General features: G+C 55.1%; 13 protein-coding genes. 5 read left to right on the top strand and 8 right to left on the bottom strand.

The window, feature by feature from the left end; translation table 11 throughout:
• The first annotated feature begins 95 nt into the window (after positions 1-95).
• Both Q371_RS07370 and Q371_RS07365 read left to right on the top strand, forming a co-directional pair.
• The gene (locus Q371_RS07370; protein ID WP_034338284.1) at positions 96-1,682 is read left to right on the top strand and encodes a peptide chain release factor 3; all 1,587 of its coding nucleotides are present in this window, start codon (positions 96-98) and stop codon (positions 1,680-1,682) included.
• Positions 1,683-2,074: 392 nt separating this feature from the next.
• Positions 2,075-4,699 (top strand): glycoside hydrolase family 9 protein, encoded by a 2,625-nt coding sequence (locus tag Q371_RS07365; RefSeq protein WP_157442584.1) that lies wholly within the window; start codon positions 2,075-2,077, stop codon positions 4,697-4,699.
• A 545-nt stretch (positions 4,700-5,244) separates the two neighbouring features.
• Here the strand turns inward: Q371_RS07365 and Q371_RS07355 are convergent.
• Positions 5,245-6,612: an amidase family protein gene (locus tag Q371_RS07355; protein ID WP_034338278.1), complete on the bottom strand. Its 1,368-nt coding sequence runs from the start codon at positions 6,610-6,612 to the stop codon at positions 5,245-5,247.
• Positions 6,613-6,856: 244 nt separating this feature from the next.
• On the opposite strand from Q371_RS07355, the gene hpf reads away from it, so the two are divergent.
• The 3 genes from hpf (at position 6,857) to Q371_RS07340 (ending at position 9,819) form a co-directional block, all read left to right on the top strand.
• Positions 6,857-7,396, top strand: coding sequence for a ribosome hibernation-promoting factor, HPF/YfiA family (gene hpf / locus Q371_RS07350; protein WP_034338276.1), 540 nt, complete (start codon positions 6,857-6,859; stop codon positions 7,394-7,396).
• A 111-nt stretch (positions 7,397-7,507) separates the two neighbouring features.
• A complete protein-coding gene (locus tag Q371_RS07345) occupies positions 7,508-8,905 on the top strand; it encodes a CHASE2 domain-containing protein (RefSeq protein ID WP_034338274.1) in 1,398 nt (465 codons plus the stop codon).
• A complete protein-coding gene (locus tag Q371_RS07340; RefSeq protein ID WP_034338271.1) occupies positions 8,902-9,819 on the top strand; it encodes a hypothetical protein in 918 nt (305 codons plus the stop codon). Before Q371_RS07345 ends, Q371_RS07340 begins: the two co-directional genes overlap by 4 nt.
• 62 nt (positions 9,820-9,881) lie before the next feature.
• On the opposite strand, the gene ribF is transcribed toward Q371_RS07340, so the two are convergent.
• The 7 genes from ribF to murG all read right to left on the bottom strand — a co-directional run bounded on the left by ribF (position 9,882) and on the right by murG (position 17,409).
• Positions 9,882-10,769 carry a riboflavin biosynthesis protein RibF gene (ribF, locus tag Q371_RS07335; RefSeq protein ID WP_034338268.1) on the bottom strand — a complete coding sequence of 296 codons (888 nt, stop codon included), beginning with the start codon at positions 10,767-10,769 and terminating at the stop codon, positions 9,882-9,884.
• A gap of 275 nt (positions 10,770-11,044) precedes the next feature.
• Positions 11,045-12,094 carry a cell division protein FtsZ gene (gene ftsZ, locus Q371_RS07330; RefSeq protein ID WP_034338265.1) on the bottom strand — a complete coding sequence of 350 codons (1,050 nt, stop codon included), beginning with the start codon at positions 12,092-12,094 and terminating at the stop codon, positions 11,045-11,047.
• 66 nt (positions 12,095-12,160) lie between these two features.
• Positions 12,161-13,540: a cell division protein FtsA gene (gene ftsA / locus Q371_RS07325; RefSeq protein ID WP_034338262.1), complete on the bottom strand. Its 1,380-nt coding sequence runs from the start codon at positions 13,538-13,540 to the stop codon at positions 12,161-12,163.
• Positions 13,540-14,136, bottom strand: coding sequence for a cell division protein FtsQ/DivIB (locus Q371_RS07320; RefSeq protein ID WP_051963593.1), 597 nt, complete (start codon positions 14,134-14,136; stop codon positions 13,540-13,542). The genes ftsA and Q371_RS07320 overlap by 1 nt, the downstream gene beginning before the upstream one ends.
• Complete coding sequence (locus Q371_RS07315; RefSeq protein WP_034338259.1) at positions 14,127-14,972, bottom strand: UDP-N-acetylmuramate dehydrogenase; 846 nt, start codon at positions 14,970-14,972, stop codon at positions 14,127-14,129. Before Q371_RS07315 ends, Q371_RS07320 begins: the two co-directional genes overlap by 10 nt.
• On the bottom strand, positions 14,969-16,324 hold the full coding sequence (gene murC / locus Q371_RS07310; protein WP_245618273.1) for a UDP-N-acetylmuramate--L-alanine ligase: 1,356 nt from the start codon (positions 16,322-16,324) through the stop codon (positions 14,969-14,971). Before murC ends, Q371_RS07315 begins: the two co-directional genes overlap by 4 nt.
• Positions 16,324-17,409, bottom strand: coding sequence for an undecaprenyldiphospho-muramoylpentapeptide beta-N-acetylglucosaminyltransferase (gene murG, locus Q371_RS07305; protein WP_034338256.1), 1,086 nt, complete (start codon positions 17,407-17,409; stop codon positions 16,324-16,326). The genes murC and murG overlap by 1 nt, the downstream gene beginning before the upstream one ends.
• Between the last annotated feature and the right edge of the window lie 112 nt (positions 17,410-17,521).

The raw sequence follows: 17,521 nt of genomic DNA, 5'->3' as shown, positions 1-17,521 counted from the left end.
AACATGCTCATCGATTTTTGAGCGTTTCGCAAATCGGGTATAATGAAGTGTTATCGCCCCGAAATCACGGGGTTTTTTCTTGCAGAGGTCACAACATGTCCAACCTGTCCCATGAAATTCAACGCAGACGCACGTTTGCGATCATCTCCCACCCGGACGCCGGGAAAACCACCATGACCGAAAAGCTGCTGCTCTACGGAGGCGCCATCCAGAGTGCAGGTTCGGTCACCGCCAAGCAAAACCAGAAACAAACCCAGTCCGACTGGATGACCATCGAGCAGCAGCGTGGAATTTCCATTTCCAGTTCAGCTCTGGTCTTCGATTACCACGGTTACCACATCAACCTGCTGGACACCCCCGGACACCAGGACTTCTCGGAAGACACCTACCGCACCCTGATGGCCGTGGACAGTGCCCTGATGATGCTGGACGCTGCCCGTGGTGTGCAGGCCCAGACCGAGAAACTGTTTGCGGTGTGTCGCAACAAAAACATCCCCATCATCACCTTCATGAACAAGATGGACCGTCCGGCCATGGACTTCTTCGAGCTTCTGGAGCAGGTGGAAAGCACCCTCAAAATCAAAGTGGTGCCCATGACCTGGCCGATTGGCTCGGGTCCAGATTTCAAAGGGGTGTACGACCTGCAACAGAAACGGGTTTTCCTGTTTGAACGCACCGAACACGGCAAAAAACGTGCCCCTGTGCAGGTCGCAGACCTTTACGATCCCCAACTGGAAAGCCTGCTGGGCTCTGATGCCCTGCAGTTGCTCCAAGAACAGGTCGAGATGGTGGAGGGTGTGCTCGATCCCCTCGACATGGACCTGTTCCTGAGAGGGGAGATGACCCCGGTCTTCTGGGGAAGCGCCATCACCAACTTCGGGGTGGAAAACTTTCTGGACGCTCTGGTGGAACTGGCCCCTGCACCCCATGCCATTGAAACCACGCTGGGCAAGCTGGAACCCACCGAAGAAACGTTCACTGGCTTCATTTTCAAATTGCAAGCCAACATGAGCAAACAGCACCGGGACCGCACCGCCTACATGCGGGTGGCCTCGGGCACTTTTGAACGCGGAATGGCCGTGATGCACACCCGCACAGGCCGCGAAATCCGCCTGTCCAGAGCACACACCCTGTTCGCACAGGACCGCGAAAGCATCGAGGTGGCCTACCCCGGTGACATCGTGGGTCTGGTGAACCCCGGTGTGTTCCAGATTGGCGATGTGGTCAGTGTGAATCCCAAGATTCGCCTCACCGATTTCCCGCGGTTTACCCCAGAGCACTTTGCAACGGTGTCTCCCAAAGACGTGAGCAAGCGCAAAGCCTTCAGAAAAGGTCTGGAGCAACTCTCTGAAGAGGGTGTGGTGCAAATTTTCTTCCCCACCGATGGGGCCAGAGATCCCATTCTGGGCGTGGTGGGCCAGTTGCAATTCGAGGTCTTCGAGCACAGGATGCTGGAAGAGTACGGCGTGGCCATTGATTTGATGCACTCCAGCTACAAACTGGTGCGCTGGTTGGCCGGTGAACCGGGTGCTCTGGCCCGTTTCGCCAAACACGTGGAAGACGACCGTGGCCGTCCGGTGATGCTGTTCAGAAACCGTTTCGATCTGGAATTTGCCCTTGAGCAGCACCCTGATCTGGAATTCTTGCCCCAGCCCAAAGACATGACGGTCATTCAAGACTGAAGTTTTCAAAACATGGTGTTCAGAGGGGTGGGAGATGCAGGTCTTCCACCCCTTTTGTCTATACCTTTTTGATCAATGAGTGAATTCTGCTGAAAAAATCGGTCAGCCAGAAAGTGGCTCTTGGAGCAAGCGCAGACCTCTGGTTTTTGCCTCTGAAAAAATTTTCAAGATGATCGGAGGCACGTGAAAGCCATGAAATCCTTTTCGTGAACCAAAACACATTGAAAAACAGATGTCTGGAATGAATTTTTTCTCTAAATTGTGTCTTTGAGAGAAAGCGCAAAAAGGGTCTGAAAAACACCCTTGTCCCGAGTTTGTTCTGTTGACGGATAAACCCGGGCTTGCTAACGTGGACATACTTACCGTTAAAACATCCACCAAGGAGAAAAAAGATGTCCAGAACTGCACTCTGGCTCACTGCCGTGTTGACCCTCGGCGTGGGCACCACCTCTTGCAACCTTTTTCAGCCCCCAGTAGACACCCAGGCACCAGATGCTGCCCTGAAAAGTTCTGCCACAGCCGTCACTGCACAAGGGCCCATCAAGCTCACGGCCACCACCACGGCCACCGATGTGGCCAGAGTGGTCTTCTACAACAAAGGCAAAAAAGTCTCAGAAGACACCTCTGCTCCCTATGAAGCGGTGATTGACGCCACGGCAGCCCTCAACGGAGAACACATTTTTACGGCACAGGCCATCGACCGCTCTGGAAATGCAGGCATGTCCGATGCCGTCAATGTCAGCGTGAACATCGCAGACACCTCCATTGTGGAACTGTTCAACAACGGGAATTTTTCGAATGGGGACGCTGGATGGTGGACCAGTGGCACCTCGCCCCTCAGCATCAACAATGGGGAAGCTTGCACCACCATTGGCAACCCCGGAGCCAACCCTTGGGATGTGATTGTCGGGCAAGGCGGAGTGGGTCTCAATCAAGGGGCCACCTACACCCTGAGTTTCAGGGCCAGAGCAGATGTGGCAACGGGTTTCAAGCCTTTGTTGCAACTGGATGGTGCCCCTTACACAGGTTACTTTGCCACAGAGGTCAATGACCTTGGGCCAGCAGCCAAAGATTACCAGTTCACCTTCGACATGAAGGAAAAAAGCGATGCCAAAGCCACCTTCCAGTTTCAGATGGGTGGAAAAGTGGCCACCAAAGTGTGCATTTCCAATCTCTCCCTGAAAGGCCCCAAATTTGGAGCAGACGGCACCTCTGGACCCGTGGACCGACGGGCCATTGTGCGTCTCAATCAAGAAGGCTACCTGCCAGAGGCCCCCAAAACCGCCAGCATCGCCCACGATTCCCTTGCCCCTCTGGACTGGAAAATCCTCAAAGACGGCAAAACAGTCACCAGTGGCAAAACCAGAGTGTTCGGACAGGATGCAGGTTCTGGAGAACACGTCCATCAGGCGGATTTCTCCAAACTGAATGCTCTGGGCGACGGTTACGTGCTGGAAGTGGGCGGTCTGAAAAGCCATCCTTTCCGCATTGCCAGAGACATCTTCAGCAAACTGCAATACGACGCTCTGGCGTACTTCTATCACAACCGCAGCGGCATTGAAATCAAAGCCGACCTGGTGGGAGACGCCAAATGGGCCAGACCTGCGGGACACGTTGGCGTGGCACCCAACAAGGGAGACCTTGCGGTGCCTTGCTTCGATGGCACCGACACACAGGGCAACAAGTGGGAAGGCTGCAGTTACACCATTGACGGCTCCAAAGGCTGGTATGACGCAGGAGACCATGGCAAATACGTGGTCAACGGTGGAGTTTCGGTCTGGACCCTCATGAACCAGTATGAACGGGCCAAAAAGCAGAACCTGCTTGCGGTTACGGCAGACGGCAAACTCAAAATCCCCGAGAAGTCCAACGGCACCAACGACCTGCTGGACGAAATCCGCTGGGAAATGGACTTCATGATGGGCATGCAGGTGCCAGATGGACAGACCCTCAAATTGCCCAGAGGCGACCAGAGCGGCAATCTGAAGGCCCTCACCATGACCGCCGTGGACGCCTCTGGCATGGTGCACCACAAACTGACCGACGTGGCATGGACAGGATTGCCTTTGCGCCCTGACCTCGACCCTCAGGCCCGTTATGTGTATCCTCCTTCCACTGCAGCCACACTGAACCTTGCTGCCACTGCTGCCCAGTGTGCCCGCCTGTTCAAAGGTGTGGACAACGCCTACAGTGCCAAATGCCTTGCTGCTGCCGAAAAAGCCTGGAATGCTGCCAACCGCAACCCGGATGTGTACGCTTACGACCTGTTTGTTGGTGGTGGTCCATACGGTGAAACCACAGTTTCGGACGAGTTCTATTGGGCCGCTGCAGAATTGTACGCCACCACAGGAACCGCCAAATACCTGACTTTCCTGAAAGCCAGTCCGCTGTTCTTGCAGGCTCCCGTCAAAAAAGACATTTCATGGGGCGAGTTGACGCAGGCAGGCACCATCACTCTGGCCACGGTGAACACGGGTCTGACCAGTGCAGAAGTGCAGAAGGCCAGAGACAATCTGGTGACCGCTGCAAATGCTTATGTCGCAGACGTGGACAAAGTGGGCTACCGTTTGCCCTTCCAGGCAGAGCAGTACCCCTGGGGTTCCAACAGCAGCATCGTGAACCGTGGGATCGTGATGGGCGTGGCTTATGATTTGACCGGCCAGCAAAAATTTGTGGACGGCATGCTGGAAGGCATGAATTACCTGCTGGGACGCAACCCCATGGACAAATCCTACATCTCGGGCTACGGCGAGAACCCACTCAAAAACCCCCACCACCGTTTCTGGGCGCACCAGAACGATGCCAGCTTCCCAGAGCCACCTGCTGGAGCCCTCTCTGGAGGTCCCAACTCTGAGAGCTTCAGCGATCCCGTGGCTGCCCTGATGAAAGGCAAATGCGTGGGCTTGACCTGCTACATTGATGACATCGGGGCATGGACCATGAATGAAATCACCGTCAACTGGAATGCGCCACTTTCCTGGGTTGCTGCTTTCCTCGACAGCAAAGCCAGCAAGTAAATCTTTCAACAAAATCAAAAGCCAACCTCAAAGGTTGGCTTTTTCAAGTTCTGGTTTTCTCAAATGTTTTCCAAGACAGGCCACTTTCTGATGTCTGAACAGAACCACATGCAAATTTCTTCAGGTTGGGGAAACAGGCTTAATGTGGTTCCAAAACGAAAGCGAAGTGCAACTCTGTACCCTCAGGAAAATGCTTTTGAAAGTAGGTTCGAATTTCAGAGATGGCTGCCTGAATGGCGTCTCTGGGATCACAATTTTGGTTTAGTGAGGTGGCATAGATGTGTTCCATCTGTGGATGGCGGTGACCCTCTGGGGTGATTTTGAAAGCATCAAAGCCAAGAATCAGGATGTTTTCTGTCTCGCATTGTTCCAAGAGTAAGGGAACAGCAGAGGCAGAAAGGAGGAAGTCCTCACCCATCATGATTGTTTTGGGATCAACTGAAAGAAAAAAATCATGTTCAGACCACATTTCATCCTCTGGCTTGACGTGTTGCAGTTGGCTTGCAGATTGTCACAGGAATTTCAACACTGACACCCAATGAAGTTCAGTTTTCCAGAGCCATGCCCAGAGCCAGCAGAAGGGGCTCTGACCACGCGGGGCCAGTCAGGGTCAGGTTCACCCCCATGCCATCTTCTCGGAAGCCCACAGGCACGGTCAGGCCGGGATATCCAGCTTTTGCAGGCACATCGTAGCCGTACCATTTGGGGTAAACCAGAGCATCGAGCTGGTGTTCTTGCAGCAGGTGGTCCACCCCGAGGTCTCTGGAGTACTGCAAGTCCAGTTCACGGGCATGGTTGTATGCAGGGTTCCCAAGCGTTCCAGAGGTGCCATTGGCAGCAAGCAGCAACATCTGACCGTACTTGAGGCCCTGCTCGGGGTTTTCATCGTAGAAAGCGATCAGTTCGGTCAGGTTGGAGGGTCCATTTTGAACCCCAGCAAGGTAAGCGTTGAGGCCTTCTTTGAATTCGTAGGTCAGGACCTCCCACCTCCACTGGTGGCTGAGGTCTGGATGCGGATATTCCACATCCACCAACTCCATTCCTTGATCCTGAAACTTCTGCAAAGCCGCTTCGAGCAAAGGGGTTTCTTCTTCGGTCAAGAGTTTGAAGCTTTCCCTGAACACCCCGAGACGCATACCAGCTTTCACCTCTGGCAGCGTTGGATCTGGAAATGCCTGCGATTGAGGGTCTGATGGGTCTTGCCCCAGCATGGCGTGAAACAGCAACGCAGCATCTTGAACGGTGCGGGTCATGGGTCCTGCTGTGTCCTGACTGAAGGAAATGGGAATGATGCCCGCTCTGGAAATGCTGCCCACGGTGGGCTTCAAACCCACCACCGCACTGTGGTTGGCCGGATGGATGATGCTTCCACTGGTTTCAGAGCCAATCGCAAACACTGCCAGACCTGCTGCCACGGCCACGCCACTGCCAGAGCTGGAACCGCCCGTATCCTGACCTTTCAGGCGGAAATTGACGGTCTGACCGCCCAGAGAACTGTACCCATTGGGCATGTCGAGGGTCATGAAGTTGGCAAACTCGGTCAGGTTGGTTTTCCCGAGGATCACACAGCCTGCTTCGCGCAACTTGCGGACCAGAAAAGCGTCCTCCTGAGGAAAATGGTCTTTCAGGGCAATGGACCCGGCGGTGCAAGGCACCCCCACCACATCGATGTTGTCTTTGATCAGGATGGGGAGGCCATGCAAAGGGCCACGCACCTGTCCAGCCTGGCGTTCATCATCAAGGCGCTTTGCCTCTGAAAGGGCCTCTGGGTGGGTGCAAATCACGGCATGCAATTCAGGGTTGAGTTCTTCAATGCGCTGCAAGAAATGCCGGGTCAGGTCCACACTGGTCAATGGACCGGACTCCAGTTGCCTTTGCAATTCCGGGGCCGATTGCTCATGGAGGGGTTTCATGGGGTCAATCTAACAAATTCATGAGGGGCCACAGTAAGGGTTATTGCTTACCACCACGCTGGACGGTGTTTTTTTGATGTTCGGGACGTTTGTTTTCTGGACTTTGTGAAACGGGGACAAAAGGTCTGGTGTTTTCATCGAGATGTGTTAAGATATGGACACCAAAGACGGTGTAGCCTCGAAAAAAGGCGTATGGGACAACATGCGCTGAGCCGCTTTGGCGTTATACAAGAGGGGTGATCGTGTGAACATCTATAAAATCTCTGGACGTAACCTTGAAATCACCGAGGCCCTCCGCGACTACGTGAGCAGCAAACTCTCCCGACTGGACCGCTTCAATGAAAACATCACGGAAGCCCGAGTGGTGATGAGTGTGCGTGAAGCGCGCGACTCCCAACGCAGAAACCGGATTGAAGTGCAAATCAACATTCCCGGTGGGATCATCCGTGCCGAAGAATCCAACAGTGACATGTATGCCGCCGTGGATCGCGTGGTGGACGTGCTGGAGCGCCAGCTTCGCAAATTCAAAACCAAACTGCTGAAACGCCGCCATGAAACGGTCCCTGCAGACATCACCCTGCATGAGACCGAAGAGTTTGAACACCCCGAGATTGTGCGTTCCAAACGCTTCGAAATGCGTCCCATGAGCCCAGAAGACGCCGCTGTGCAGATGGAAGCTCTGGACCACGACTTCTACGTGTTCCTGAACAGCCAGACCGATACCGTGGCTGTGGTGTACCGCCGCAAAGACGGCCATTACGGCCTGATCGAACCCAACATCTGAACCCACCTGACCTTGTGTCCCCGGAGTTTTCTGGGGATTTTTGTTTGTCTGTGACGGACATCATCACGGGTAGACCTCTGGCTTCTATCATGGATTCTGGAGAGGTGCCCCATGCTCACCCGTGCCCGTGGTTTTCTTCAACACTTCTGGACCCACCACCACCAGCAGGTCAAAGACAGTGCCATGAACACCCTCTTTGTGGTGGTCATCGTGGGTGTGCTTTCCCTGTTTCTGGCTTTTGCAGATGGACCTGGCAGAAACATCACAGTGGTCACCATGCTGGCCAGTTCCCTGAAAAACATCAGCCAACAGGCTTTTGACACGGTGAATTTCGTGCAATCGGGCATGGCCACTTCAGGCAAGACCGACCAGAAGGTGTTTCTGATTGATCTGGACCAGCAAACCGTTCAGCAGGCTGCAACCCAGCAAGCCGCCCAGAGCCGCTGCGAATTTCAGGACCCCCGCAAATGTGAAGCTCAGGGGATGCCCTATTTCAACCGGAATGCGCTTGCAGGCATCCTGAGCAACCTGTCCCGTTTTCCAGAGAAGCCACAGGCGGTTTTCATTGACTTGGACCTCTCCTATCCCGATCCCTACTCAGATGGAAAGGCTCTGGTTCAGGCCCTGAAAACAGCCCCTTATCCGGTATTTTTGCCTGTTCAAAAACATTCCCGTCCGGGCACCTTTGTGCTGGATGGTCGAATTTATCCCATGCAGCAGTTCCCCAGCCTCTGCTTCGTAGACCACCACCTGCTCCTCGATGAGGGGGATTTCAAAGTTCGGCAACTGGCCAACCCCACCGAAGGCCGTCCTTCTGTGGCAGAAGCCCTGTACCGTGTGGGCAGAGGAGAACAGGTCAAAACCCCGGACCGGATTTGCAATGCTGCTGGGCAGCCTGCTTCAGGAAGCATGGAGGTGGGGGCTCTGGTTTACAAACGCCTCAACAGAAACACCGAATTGCAGTTCTGGGAAGGGCTGGAGGTTCGCAAAGGCACAGATTTCCTGAACCACCCAACAGAGCAGCACCTGTTTGACCCCGGACTGGTTTTGATTGGGCGCACCGATCCTGACAGCGGAGACAACTACTACACCCCCATCAGTTCGTTTCTGAAAACCCCCACCAGTGGTGTCGAGGTGCATGTGACCAGCCTGATGAATCTGCTCAGTTACAACCATTTTGGAAAAAACGCAGCAGGAATTTACGTGCTTTTGTTTGCAGCCGTGACTTTGTTTGCCCTGCAACTGGCTGCCACCCTCTTGATTGACAGTGCTTTCAAGCTGAAAAACCTGTTTGGTGATTTTCTTGAAATTGTGATGGTCTGGCTTCTCATGTTGATTCCTGCATCAGCCATTTTGCACGGGCAGGGTTATTTTCTGGATTACACCCTGCCTCTGGTGGCCCTGTATTTGCTGCGCACGTTCATGAAACTCCGCAACCCTGAAGAGGCTTCTGAGCCTGCCAGTGACCCACCCGAAAACCCAACCCCTCCCGAGGAGGCCCGAGCATGACCCGAAAGTTGCTGCCCATATTCCTGAGTCTTGCCCTGCCACTCTGGGGTTTTGCCTCTGCCCAGAACGTTGAGCTGACCATCACCCCACGGTCCAGCACCACTTACAAACTGGTTCTGCCCAACCAGAGCAGCAAAACCTACACCGGAAAACAAACCTTCACATGGAACAAAGGTTCAAAAATTTGTGTGGAAAAAGGCTCCATCCGCTATGACCTGCTGGTCAATGGCAAGAAGAAGCTGTCCAAATCGATGTTTCCAGACTCGGGCTGCGAAAGGATATGGGCACCATCCCCTTCTTTCACAGAAGCGGTGGCCAATTACTTTGATGGCATCACCCGCTTTTTCCTGCCTGCTGAAAACACTGTGACGGTGGCGGGATCGTCCAAATCCCTGACCCTGACCACCTGTTTTGACCTGAGCACCGACGTGGTGTTGCCTCCGCAATACCCTTTCAATGTTGTGGTTTTTCCCCTTGATCTGGGAAAACCTGCACTGCTGCAACTGAAAGACGATCAGGACCGGATTTTGCTCCGGCAGGTGTCTTCTGGCACAGACACCTCTTTGCAGGTGGCCGTGCAGGACTTCAAAAAAGCCAGAAAATACGAGGTGTATGATCTCAGCTCTGGCTCACTCACCTTGCTTTTTGAGGGAAAAACCTTCTTTGGAGACTGGCAGGAGTTGGATTTCAGTGCCATGACCCTTGAAGAAAACATGAACTGGTTGCTGGAAAGCCAGATTCAGCCCTACAAGGTTGCGGTTTACAATCACCTGTCCCACCAGTCGGACCAGCAAAGCCAGAGTGTGGCCAAACGCATCGCTGAAGACATCCGTCAGGCTTACCTTGCTTATGACCCAGACACGGCATTTGAATGCAATGCCATTCTGGACGAGCACCAGATGCAGTCCAACTGAGCGGCACTGCTCCATCTCTATACCCACATTCAGCAAAAAGGTCGCTTTTCAGCGACCCGTTTTCATTCCATCCAAGCCAGAGCGGTTTGTCTGTCCAGGTCCAACTGTGCTTTTAAAGCGTCGAGGCCAGCAAATTTCTGCTCATGCCGGATGAAGCGCTTGAATTTGACGGTGACCTCCTGACCATACAGGTCGCCCTGAAAGTCCAGCAAATGCACTTCAAGGCGCACGTCTTCGCCTTCCACAGTGGGGCGTTTGCCCACGTTGGCAATGCCAGAGAAGCTCTGGTTGTCCCAGCAGAACTCCACAAAGTAGACCCCTTTGGGAAGGAGTTTGCCCTCTGGAACTGCCACATTGGCTGTGGGGAAACCGATCAAGCGACCCCGTTTGTCTCCGTGCACCACCACGCCCATGGCTTCATACTCCCGGCCCAGCAACTGGTGGGCATCTTCAACTTGCCCACTGTTCAAAAAGCCTCGAATGCGGGTGCTCTTGACCGCCTCACCATCCAGACTGAGCATGGGCAAAGCAATCAATTCCGGGGTGATGGTGCGCAGGTCATCCAGACCACCGCTGCGGTTCTTGCCAAACCCAAAATCCTGCCCCACCACCACTGTTTTGGGACGCAACAGGCTGAGGTCGTTCAGGAATTCCTCTTTGGGACGGGCTGCAAATTCACGGGTGAAGGGCACCGCAATGACCTCATCGATCCCGAGTTGCTTGAGCAAAGCCAGTTTCTCTGGCAGGGTGGACAGGAACTCTACCCCCTGAATCAGCACACGGGTGGGTGGGTCGAAGGTGTAAACCACACTGGGCACATGGTGCATTCGGGCTTCGGCAATCAGGGTGTTGAGCAGGCTCTGGTGCCCGAGGTGCACGCCATCGAAAGAACCGATGGCAATCACGGTGTCGGTGTGGGGTCTCTGGGTGGGATGCTGGTAGGTTTTCATTTTGAAGGGCCTGGGATTGTCGGACTTTCGTCACAATCAGCAGATAACAGTGTACAGGGAAATGACAGAGGTGTGGCAGGGATGGGCAGAAGCCGAGAGCAAAGGGCCGAGCCGAGGGCAAAATGCAAAGGCAGAAGGGGCCAATCGCCATCGTAGGGGCGAGGCGTGCCTCGCCCTGAATTGCACAAGCCAAAGCTTTCTGGTTGTCCTCGGCTCTCAGCCCTCGGCAACCAACAAAAAAGGCCAGGGATTCCCCGGCCTTTTTTGTTGGTTCTTCAGTCCCTGTCGCCGTATCTCAGAAAGGCGGGGATGTCAAAATCCAGTTGGTCCACTTTTCCCCGGGTCTGGCGGGCCATGCTTTCGATGGCGCTGCGACGCTGGGTTTGCACAGGAGATTCGTTGAAGCCGGTGGCAATCACGGTCACGCGCACTTCGTCTCCGGCGTTTTCGTCGAAGGACACACCGAACAGCATGTCGGGTTCGTCAAAGCCAGTGGCTTCGCGGATTTTCTCCACGATGGCGTTGGCATCGTCGAGGGACAGGTCGTAACCGCCCGTGACGTTGACCAGAATGCGTCTGGCACCTTCGATGCCGCGTTCCAGCAGGGGAGAGTGCACTGCACTGGCAGCAGCCTCTTCTGCAAGGTTGTCGCCACGTCCAGAACCGATGCCCATCAGGACCGTGCCAGCACTGACCAAGAGGTTGCGCACGTCGGCGAAGTCCACGTTGATCATGCCATCGACGTTGATCACGTCGCTGATGCCCTTCACGCCGTAGTACAACACGCGGTCTGCAATCAGGAAAGCATCCCGGACGCTGACTTTGGGCCCCACGGTGGTGAGCAGACGTTCGTTGTTGACCACAATCATGCCATCCACGCGCTCGGCGAGTTTGGCGATGCCTTCTTCAGCAACGCGGCCCCGTTTGGGACCTTCGAAGCGGAAAGGACGGGTCACGATGGCCACCGTCAGAATGCCCATTTCTCGGGCAATTTCGGCGACCACGGGGGCACTGCCGGTTCCGGTTCCTCCGCCCATTCCGGCGGTGATGAACAGCATGTCGGTGCCGTCCAAGTATTCACGGATGCGTTCGCGGTCTTCCAGAGCGGCTTTTTCGCCGACCTCTGGATCTGCGCCTGCACCCAGGCCACGGGTGAGCCTGTCCCCGAGCTGGATCCGCACCTCGGCATGACTTTTGGCAAGAACCTGCGCGTCGGTGTTCCCTGCAATGAACTCCACGCCTTCAAGTCCAGATTCGATCATGCGATTTACGGCGTTGTTCCCAGCTCCGCCTAATCCAATCACGCGTATCTTCGCTGCTTGCATTGCTTCTCCTTATTCACACATCCTACTTTATTTTTACCGTGTGCAACCCGTCCAAATGTCTTCTTTTCAGAAGAAATCTTTGAAGATGTCCTTCAGGCGATCCAGAATGGATTTGTTGTTTCCGGGGGCCTTCTGGGGTTCTTTTGGCGCGGTTGTGACGGGGTCGTCCAGAACCGTGGTGGGTTGAATCACCGGGGTGCTGTTCACGACCGGAGCAGGGGTGTGCGTTTGCACTTCCTGAGGGGTTGAAGGGACGGTGGCGGCCACAGGTGCCTTGGTGCGGGTGGCTCCGGAAGTGGGCTGTTCATCCTGCATGTAGGCGAATCGCAGGAGGCCGATGGCGGTGGCATAACTGGGTTTGGCAACCAGATCCTTGAGCCCCCCGAGTTTGGTGGGGGTGCCCAGTTTGACAGGCAAACGGAAACGGTCCCGGGCCAGTTCTCCCATGCCTTTCATCATGTTGGTGCCGCCCGTGAGGATCACGTTGGAGGTGATGATCTCGATGGGGCCCATGGCATGGTCAATCTCACCACGCACCAGAGCGAAAATCTCTGCGACGCGGGGTTTGATGATGCGCGACAGTTCGAAAGGGGAGATGCTGGTTTGCACACCCGCTTGCGTGATTTCCAGCATGGCGTCTGGATCGGCAAGCTCGGGGATGGCACTGCCATAGCGTTTTTTGATGCGTTCGGCTTCCTCAAAGGGAATTTTGAGGATCTGGGCGATGTCTCCAGTGATGTGGTCTCCGCCAATGGGGATCACGGCACTGTGGCAGAGGTTGCCCCGGCGAAACACCCCGATGTCGGTGGTTCCGCCGCCGATGTCGATGATCAGCACGGTGTGGTCGTAATCTTGCTGGTCCAGCACGGCAAGGCCAGCGCTGTAAGCCTGCAAAACCAACTGGTTGGGTGTGATTCCGCTTTCCTGCACGCAACGGCGCAGGTTGGCCAGAGGACCCACCGAACCGGTGACCATGTGCACGTCCACCTCAAGGCGGACGCCCTGCATGCCAATCGGGTTTTTGATCTCTTCCTGACCGTCTACGGTGTATTCCTGCGGCAAAATGTGCAGGATTTCCACCGTGGGATCCAGGGGTACTGCCTGTGCATTTTCAATCGCGCGTTCTACGTCTGCGCGGGAGATTTCCTGGTTTCTGCGGATGGCTGCTAGTCCGTGACTGGTGAGCGCTTTGATGTGGGAGCCGTTGGCGCTGACGAATGCTTCGTGTACTTTCACTCCTGCAACGCGCTCGGCAGCCGCAATGCTCTGCCGGATGGCTTGAGTGGTCTTGTCTAAATTGACGACCACGCCCTTCTTGATCCCGTCGCTGGGAACGGTGGCTTCACCAATAACGTCCAGCACACCATCGGGTCCGACCTCGCCGATCACCGTTGTGACTTTCGTCGTACCGATGTCGAGACCTACAATGATTTGGTTTTCCTTCATTACTGGACGCTCACCCCCCAAGGGTAAATGTGGATGTTCTTACCACGCTTCATTTTGACACTGCTCATGTATTTGCGCAAGGAATCGACAGAATCCGCCCAGACGGTGGAGTCTCCCAGTTTCATGCGAATGCCTGCTGGAGTCAATTCTACAACCTGAACGCCTTCAGAACGCAACAGGAACGCAACTTCCAGAGCCTGTTGAATATTCAATTTGCCTTCTGTCTTGATGAGGGGTCCCACTCGGGGTGCTCCAGGCAGTTCCACACCATCGGCGGAGAGCACCACTTCATGGCCTTCTTTGAGAAGTCGGGCCACCGGAACCCTTTCCACGATGCTGACTTTCACATCACTGGGAAAGGTTTTGACCACACTTGCACTCAAAATCCAGGGATGGTTTTCCAGCGCTTTCAGGCGGAAACGGGCAATCCACAACCACGGATCGCCGGGCTTGCCGTGCACCAGTTTGACCACCTCTTCGTTTTTGAGGTGCCTGAGTCCAGAGATTTCGGTTTTTCGCACTGGCAGAATGAACCATGACGCCACCAGCAAGGTGACGCTGATCAGCATGACCACCAGCAGGCGAATTATTCCCACACTTCATACTCCATTTCCAGAGGCACCCCAATTTTTTCGCGCACGATGCGCAGCAGTTCCATGACATCTGCGGCGGTGGCTCCGCCCAGATTGATCACAAAGTTACCGTGCTCGTGTGAGACCATGGCATTGCCCACCCTTAAGCCTTTGAGTCCAGCTTCATCAATCAGTTTACCTGCACTCACACCACCGGGATTCTTGAAGGCACATCCGGCGGTGCGGGCTTTGGGCTGACCTTTGCGCGCATGGTCTGCAAAATCCATTTTGGCCTGCACGTCCTCTGGATTGGAGGGGGTCAGCTTCAGGCGCACCCTGCTGACCACGGCACCCTCTGGAAGTCCACTGGAACGGTACTGGTAGGGAAAATCCGAAGGATGATGGACAGTGATTTTTCCCTGATAAGCGATTTCCAGACAGTAGAGGGCGTCCCACATCTCGCCGTAACGGGTGCCTGCGTTCATCCAGACGGCCCCTCCGACGGTGGCTGGAATGCCCACCAGTCCTTCCATGCCGCTCAGGCCCAGTTTTTGCACCTGACGCACCAGAGCAGGCAAAGCTTTGCCCGCGCCAATCCATCCGGTGACATGCAAATTTTCCGAAGAGAGCTCTGGATCGGCTTCCAGATTCACTTCGGAGAGGGTGCCTTTCAAGAGGATCACACGCTCTTTGACCCCGGCATCGGAGACCACCAGATTGGAGCCTCCACCCAGAGGGCGGTAAGGGGCCTGCATCGCTTCCAGCAGTTCCTGATGGTCGTGTACGGTCCAGACTTCGGATTCGCCACCTACTCCAAGGGTGGTGAGTTTGGCCAGCGGAAGATGGGTGACTTTGATCATGGGAGCAACCTCGGGGCAAGTTGGGTGACGTCTCCGGCACCCAAGGTCAAAAGCAGGTCGTTGCTTTGCAAATCGTGCAGGGCCTGCTGGATGGCTTCTTCAAAGGTTCGGGCGTAAAAGACCTGCTGAAACCCCAAATCTTGCATGCGGTTCAGGATCAGGCCCGAGGTGATGCCTTCGATGGGGGGTTCACTGGCCCCATAAATGTCCAGCAAGATCACTTCGTCTGCGTCTGTGAGGATGCTGGCGTACCGCTCCCACGAAAGCTGGGTGCGTTTGTAGCGGTGGGGCTGGAAAATCACCCGTACGCGGCGTCCGGTTTGCCGTGCAGCTTGCAGGGCCGCCTGCACTTTGGTGGGGTTGTGGGCGTAATCGTCCACGATCAGGGCACCTTCGCGGGAGCCGATTTCCTGCCACCTTCTGCCTGCCCCTTTGAAATGCTTCAGTGATTCAATGGCCCCGGACACATCCCCATTCAGTTCATGCACCACGGCCAGAGCTGCGAGGGCGTTCAGCACATTGTGGTTGCCCAGCAAAGTCAGGTGAACCCGACCTTTGAAGGCACCTTGCACATACAGGTCAAAGCTCTGGTTGCGGTCCGTCGCAGAAAGATTTCTGGCCTGATACACCCCCTGCCCGATGCCATAAGACACCCGTTCAGGATGGTCTCGGGTGAATTCTTCCAGACCCGGCCAGTCTGCACAGTAAATCAGTTTCTTTGCACCATCCACATGGTTTTTGAAAGCCTGATGCAGGTCTGAGATGGAGGCATAGTAATTTTCAGTGGCTTTGCCGTCTGGTGAAACATGATCGTCTTCCAGATTGGTCAGGACTGCCAGAGACACCTTCAAATGCTGAAATTGAGGATCGGACTCGTCGATCTCTGCGACAAAAGGTCCAGAGCCCACCCGCACATTGCTGCCTTCAAAATCTGGAAGCACGCTGCCCACAAAAGCACTCGGGTCAAGGCCTCCGCCGATCATGGCCACTGCGGTCAAACTGGTGGTGGTGGTTTTGCCGTGGGTGCCTGCAATGCCCACACTGACTGGAGCGCCCTGCATGATTTCGTCCAGCACCTGAATGCGTCGCAAGACCGGAACACCCAGAGCTCTGGCCTGCACCACCTCGGGTTCGGAGTCTTTGATGGCCGTGCTCAGGATCAGGGCGGTGAGCTCTTCAGAGATGTGCTCCGGGCTGTGTTTTTCCAGCACAGGGATCCCTTCAGAGATCAGTTGTTCACCCATCCCATTGATTTTGGCATCGCAGCCAGAGACTTCATGGCCTTGAGCCTTGAGCAATCTGGCCAGACCGCTCACCCCGATGCCTCCAATGCCCATCAGGTGATACCGCATCACTGGCCTCCTTTGACCCGCAGCACTTCATCTGCCAGACGGGCCGCAGCGCCAGAGGGGGTCAGGGTGCCAGCGGCTTCACGCATTTTTTTGCGTTTGTCCGCAGAAATCAGCTCTTTGAAGGTGCTGGCAAGTTGCTGGATGTGGGCCTCTTCCACCACTTTGCCTGCTCCAGCGGTTTCCATGGCTCTGGCATTGAAAAACTGGTGGTTGTCGGCAGAACTGGAGAGGGGAACCGCAATGGTGGGCACGCCATAAAAAGCCGCCTCTGCCAGGGTGCTGCTGCCTGCCCGCGTGATGGCGATGTCTGCGCAGGACCATGCAGCAGTGCTGTCCACATAACCCGAGACCTTGTACCAGCTCAGGTGTTGCACTTTGGGCACCATCTCCGTCAGCCAGCGTGGACCGGTGGAGTGGATCACCTGAATGCCAAATTCACCACACAGGCCTTCAATGCCGCAAGCGGCCTCAAGGGCACCGGGCACCGACTGGTTCAGGAACAAACTGCCCTGAGAACCCCCCATCACCATCACGGTGAGCGGTCCTTTTTGCAGGTTCAGTTTCCCGAGCGCCTCATCGCGGTTCATGCGCCTTTCGCGGACAGGCATGCCGACCCATTTGGCTCTGGCTTCTGGCAGTCCTTGCACTTTGGGGTAAGCGGTGGTCACGCTTTTGGCTTTGCCAAGGGCCAGTTTCTGTGTGAGGCCCAGTTTGGCATTCTGTTCATGCAGGACAGTGGGGATGCCCAGAGATTGTGCAGAAAGCACGCCGGGCAGGGAGGCATAACCTCCAAATCCCACCACCACTTTGGGTTTGATTTTGATCAGGGCGTTGCGGGCCTCGGTGAAGCCTTTGGCGGCCTTGAGAAGTTCGAGGGGATTGGGTTTGCTGCGGTCTATCTTTCCAGCACTGACCCCGTAAAAGGGCAGGTTTTCCTGTTTGGCAATGCGTTCTTCCATGCCATTTTCCATGCCGAGAATGGCCGACGCATACCCCCTTTTGGCGAGTTCCTGAGCGAGAGCAACCGCAGGATAAATGTGTCCTCCGGTGCCTCCTGTGGCGAGTACGATCAAAGGCTGACTCATCGCACTATACCTTATATGTTTTCTGGTCGAAATTGCTATAGATCTCTGGAGGGTTTTTCGAAGGATTTAGACCACTCTTTAAAAGAAATTTTACAGTTGTGAAATTTCAAAT

The organism is Deinococcus misasensis DSM 22328 (assembly GCF_000745915.1).
Lineage (GTDB): Bacteria > Deinococcota > Deinococci > Deinococcales > Deinococcaceae > Deinococcus_C > Deinococcus_C misasensis.
This window is presented reverse-complemented; position numbering and strand designations above follow the sequence as displayed.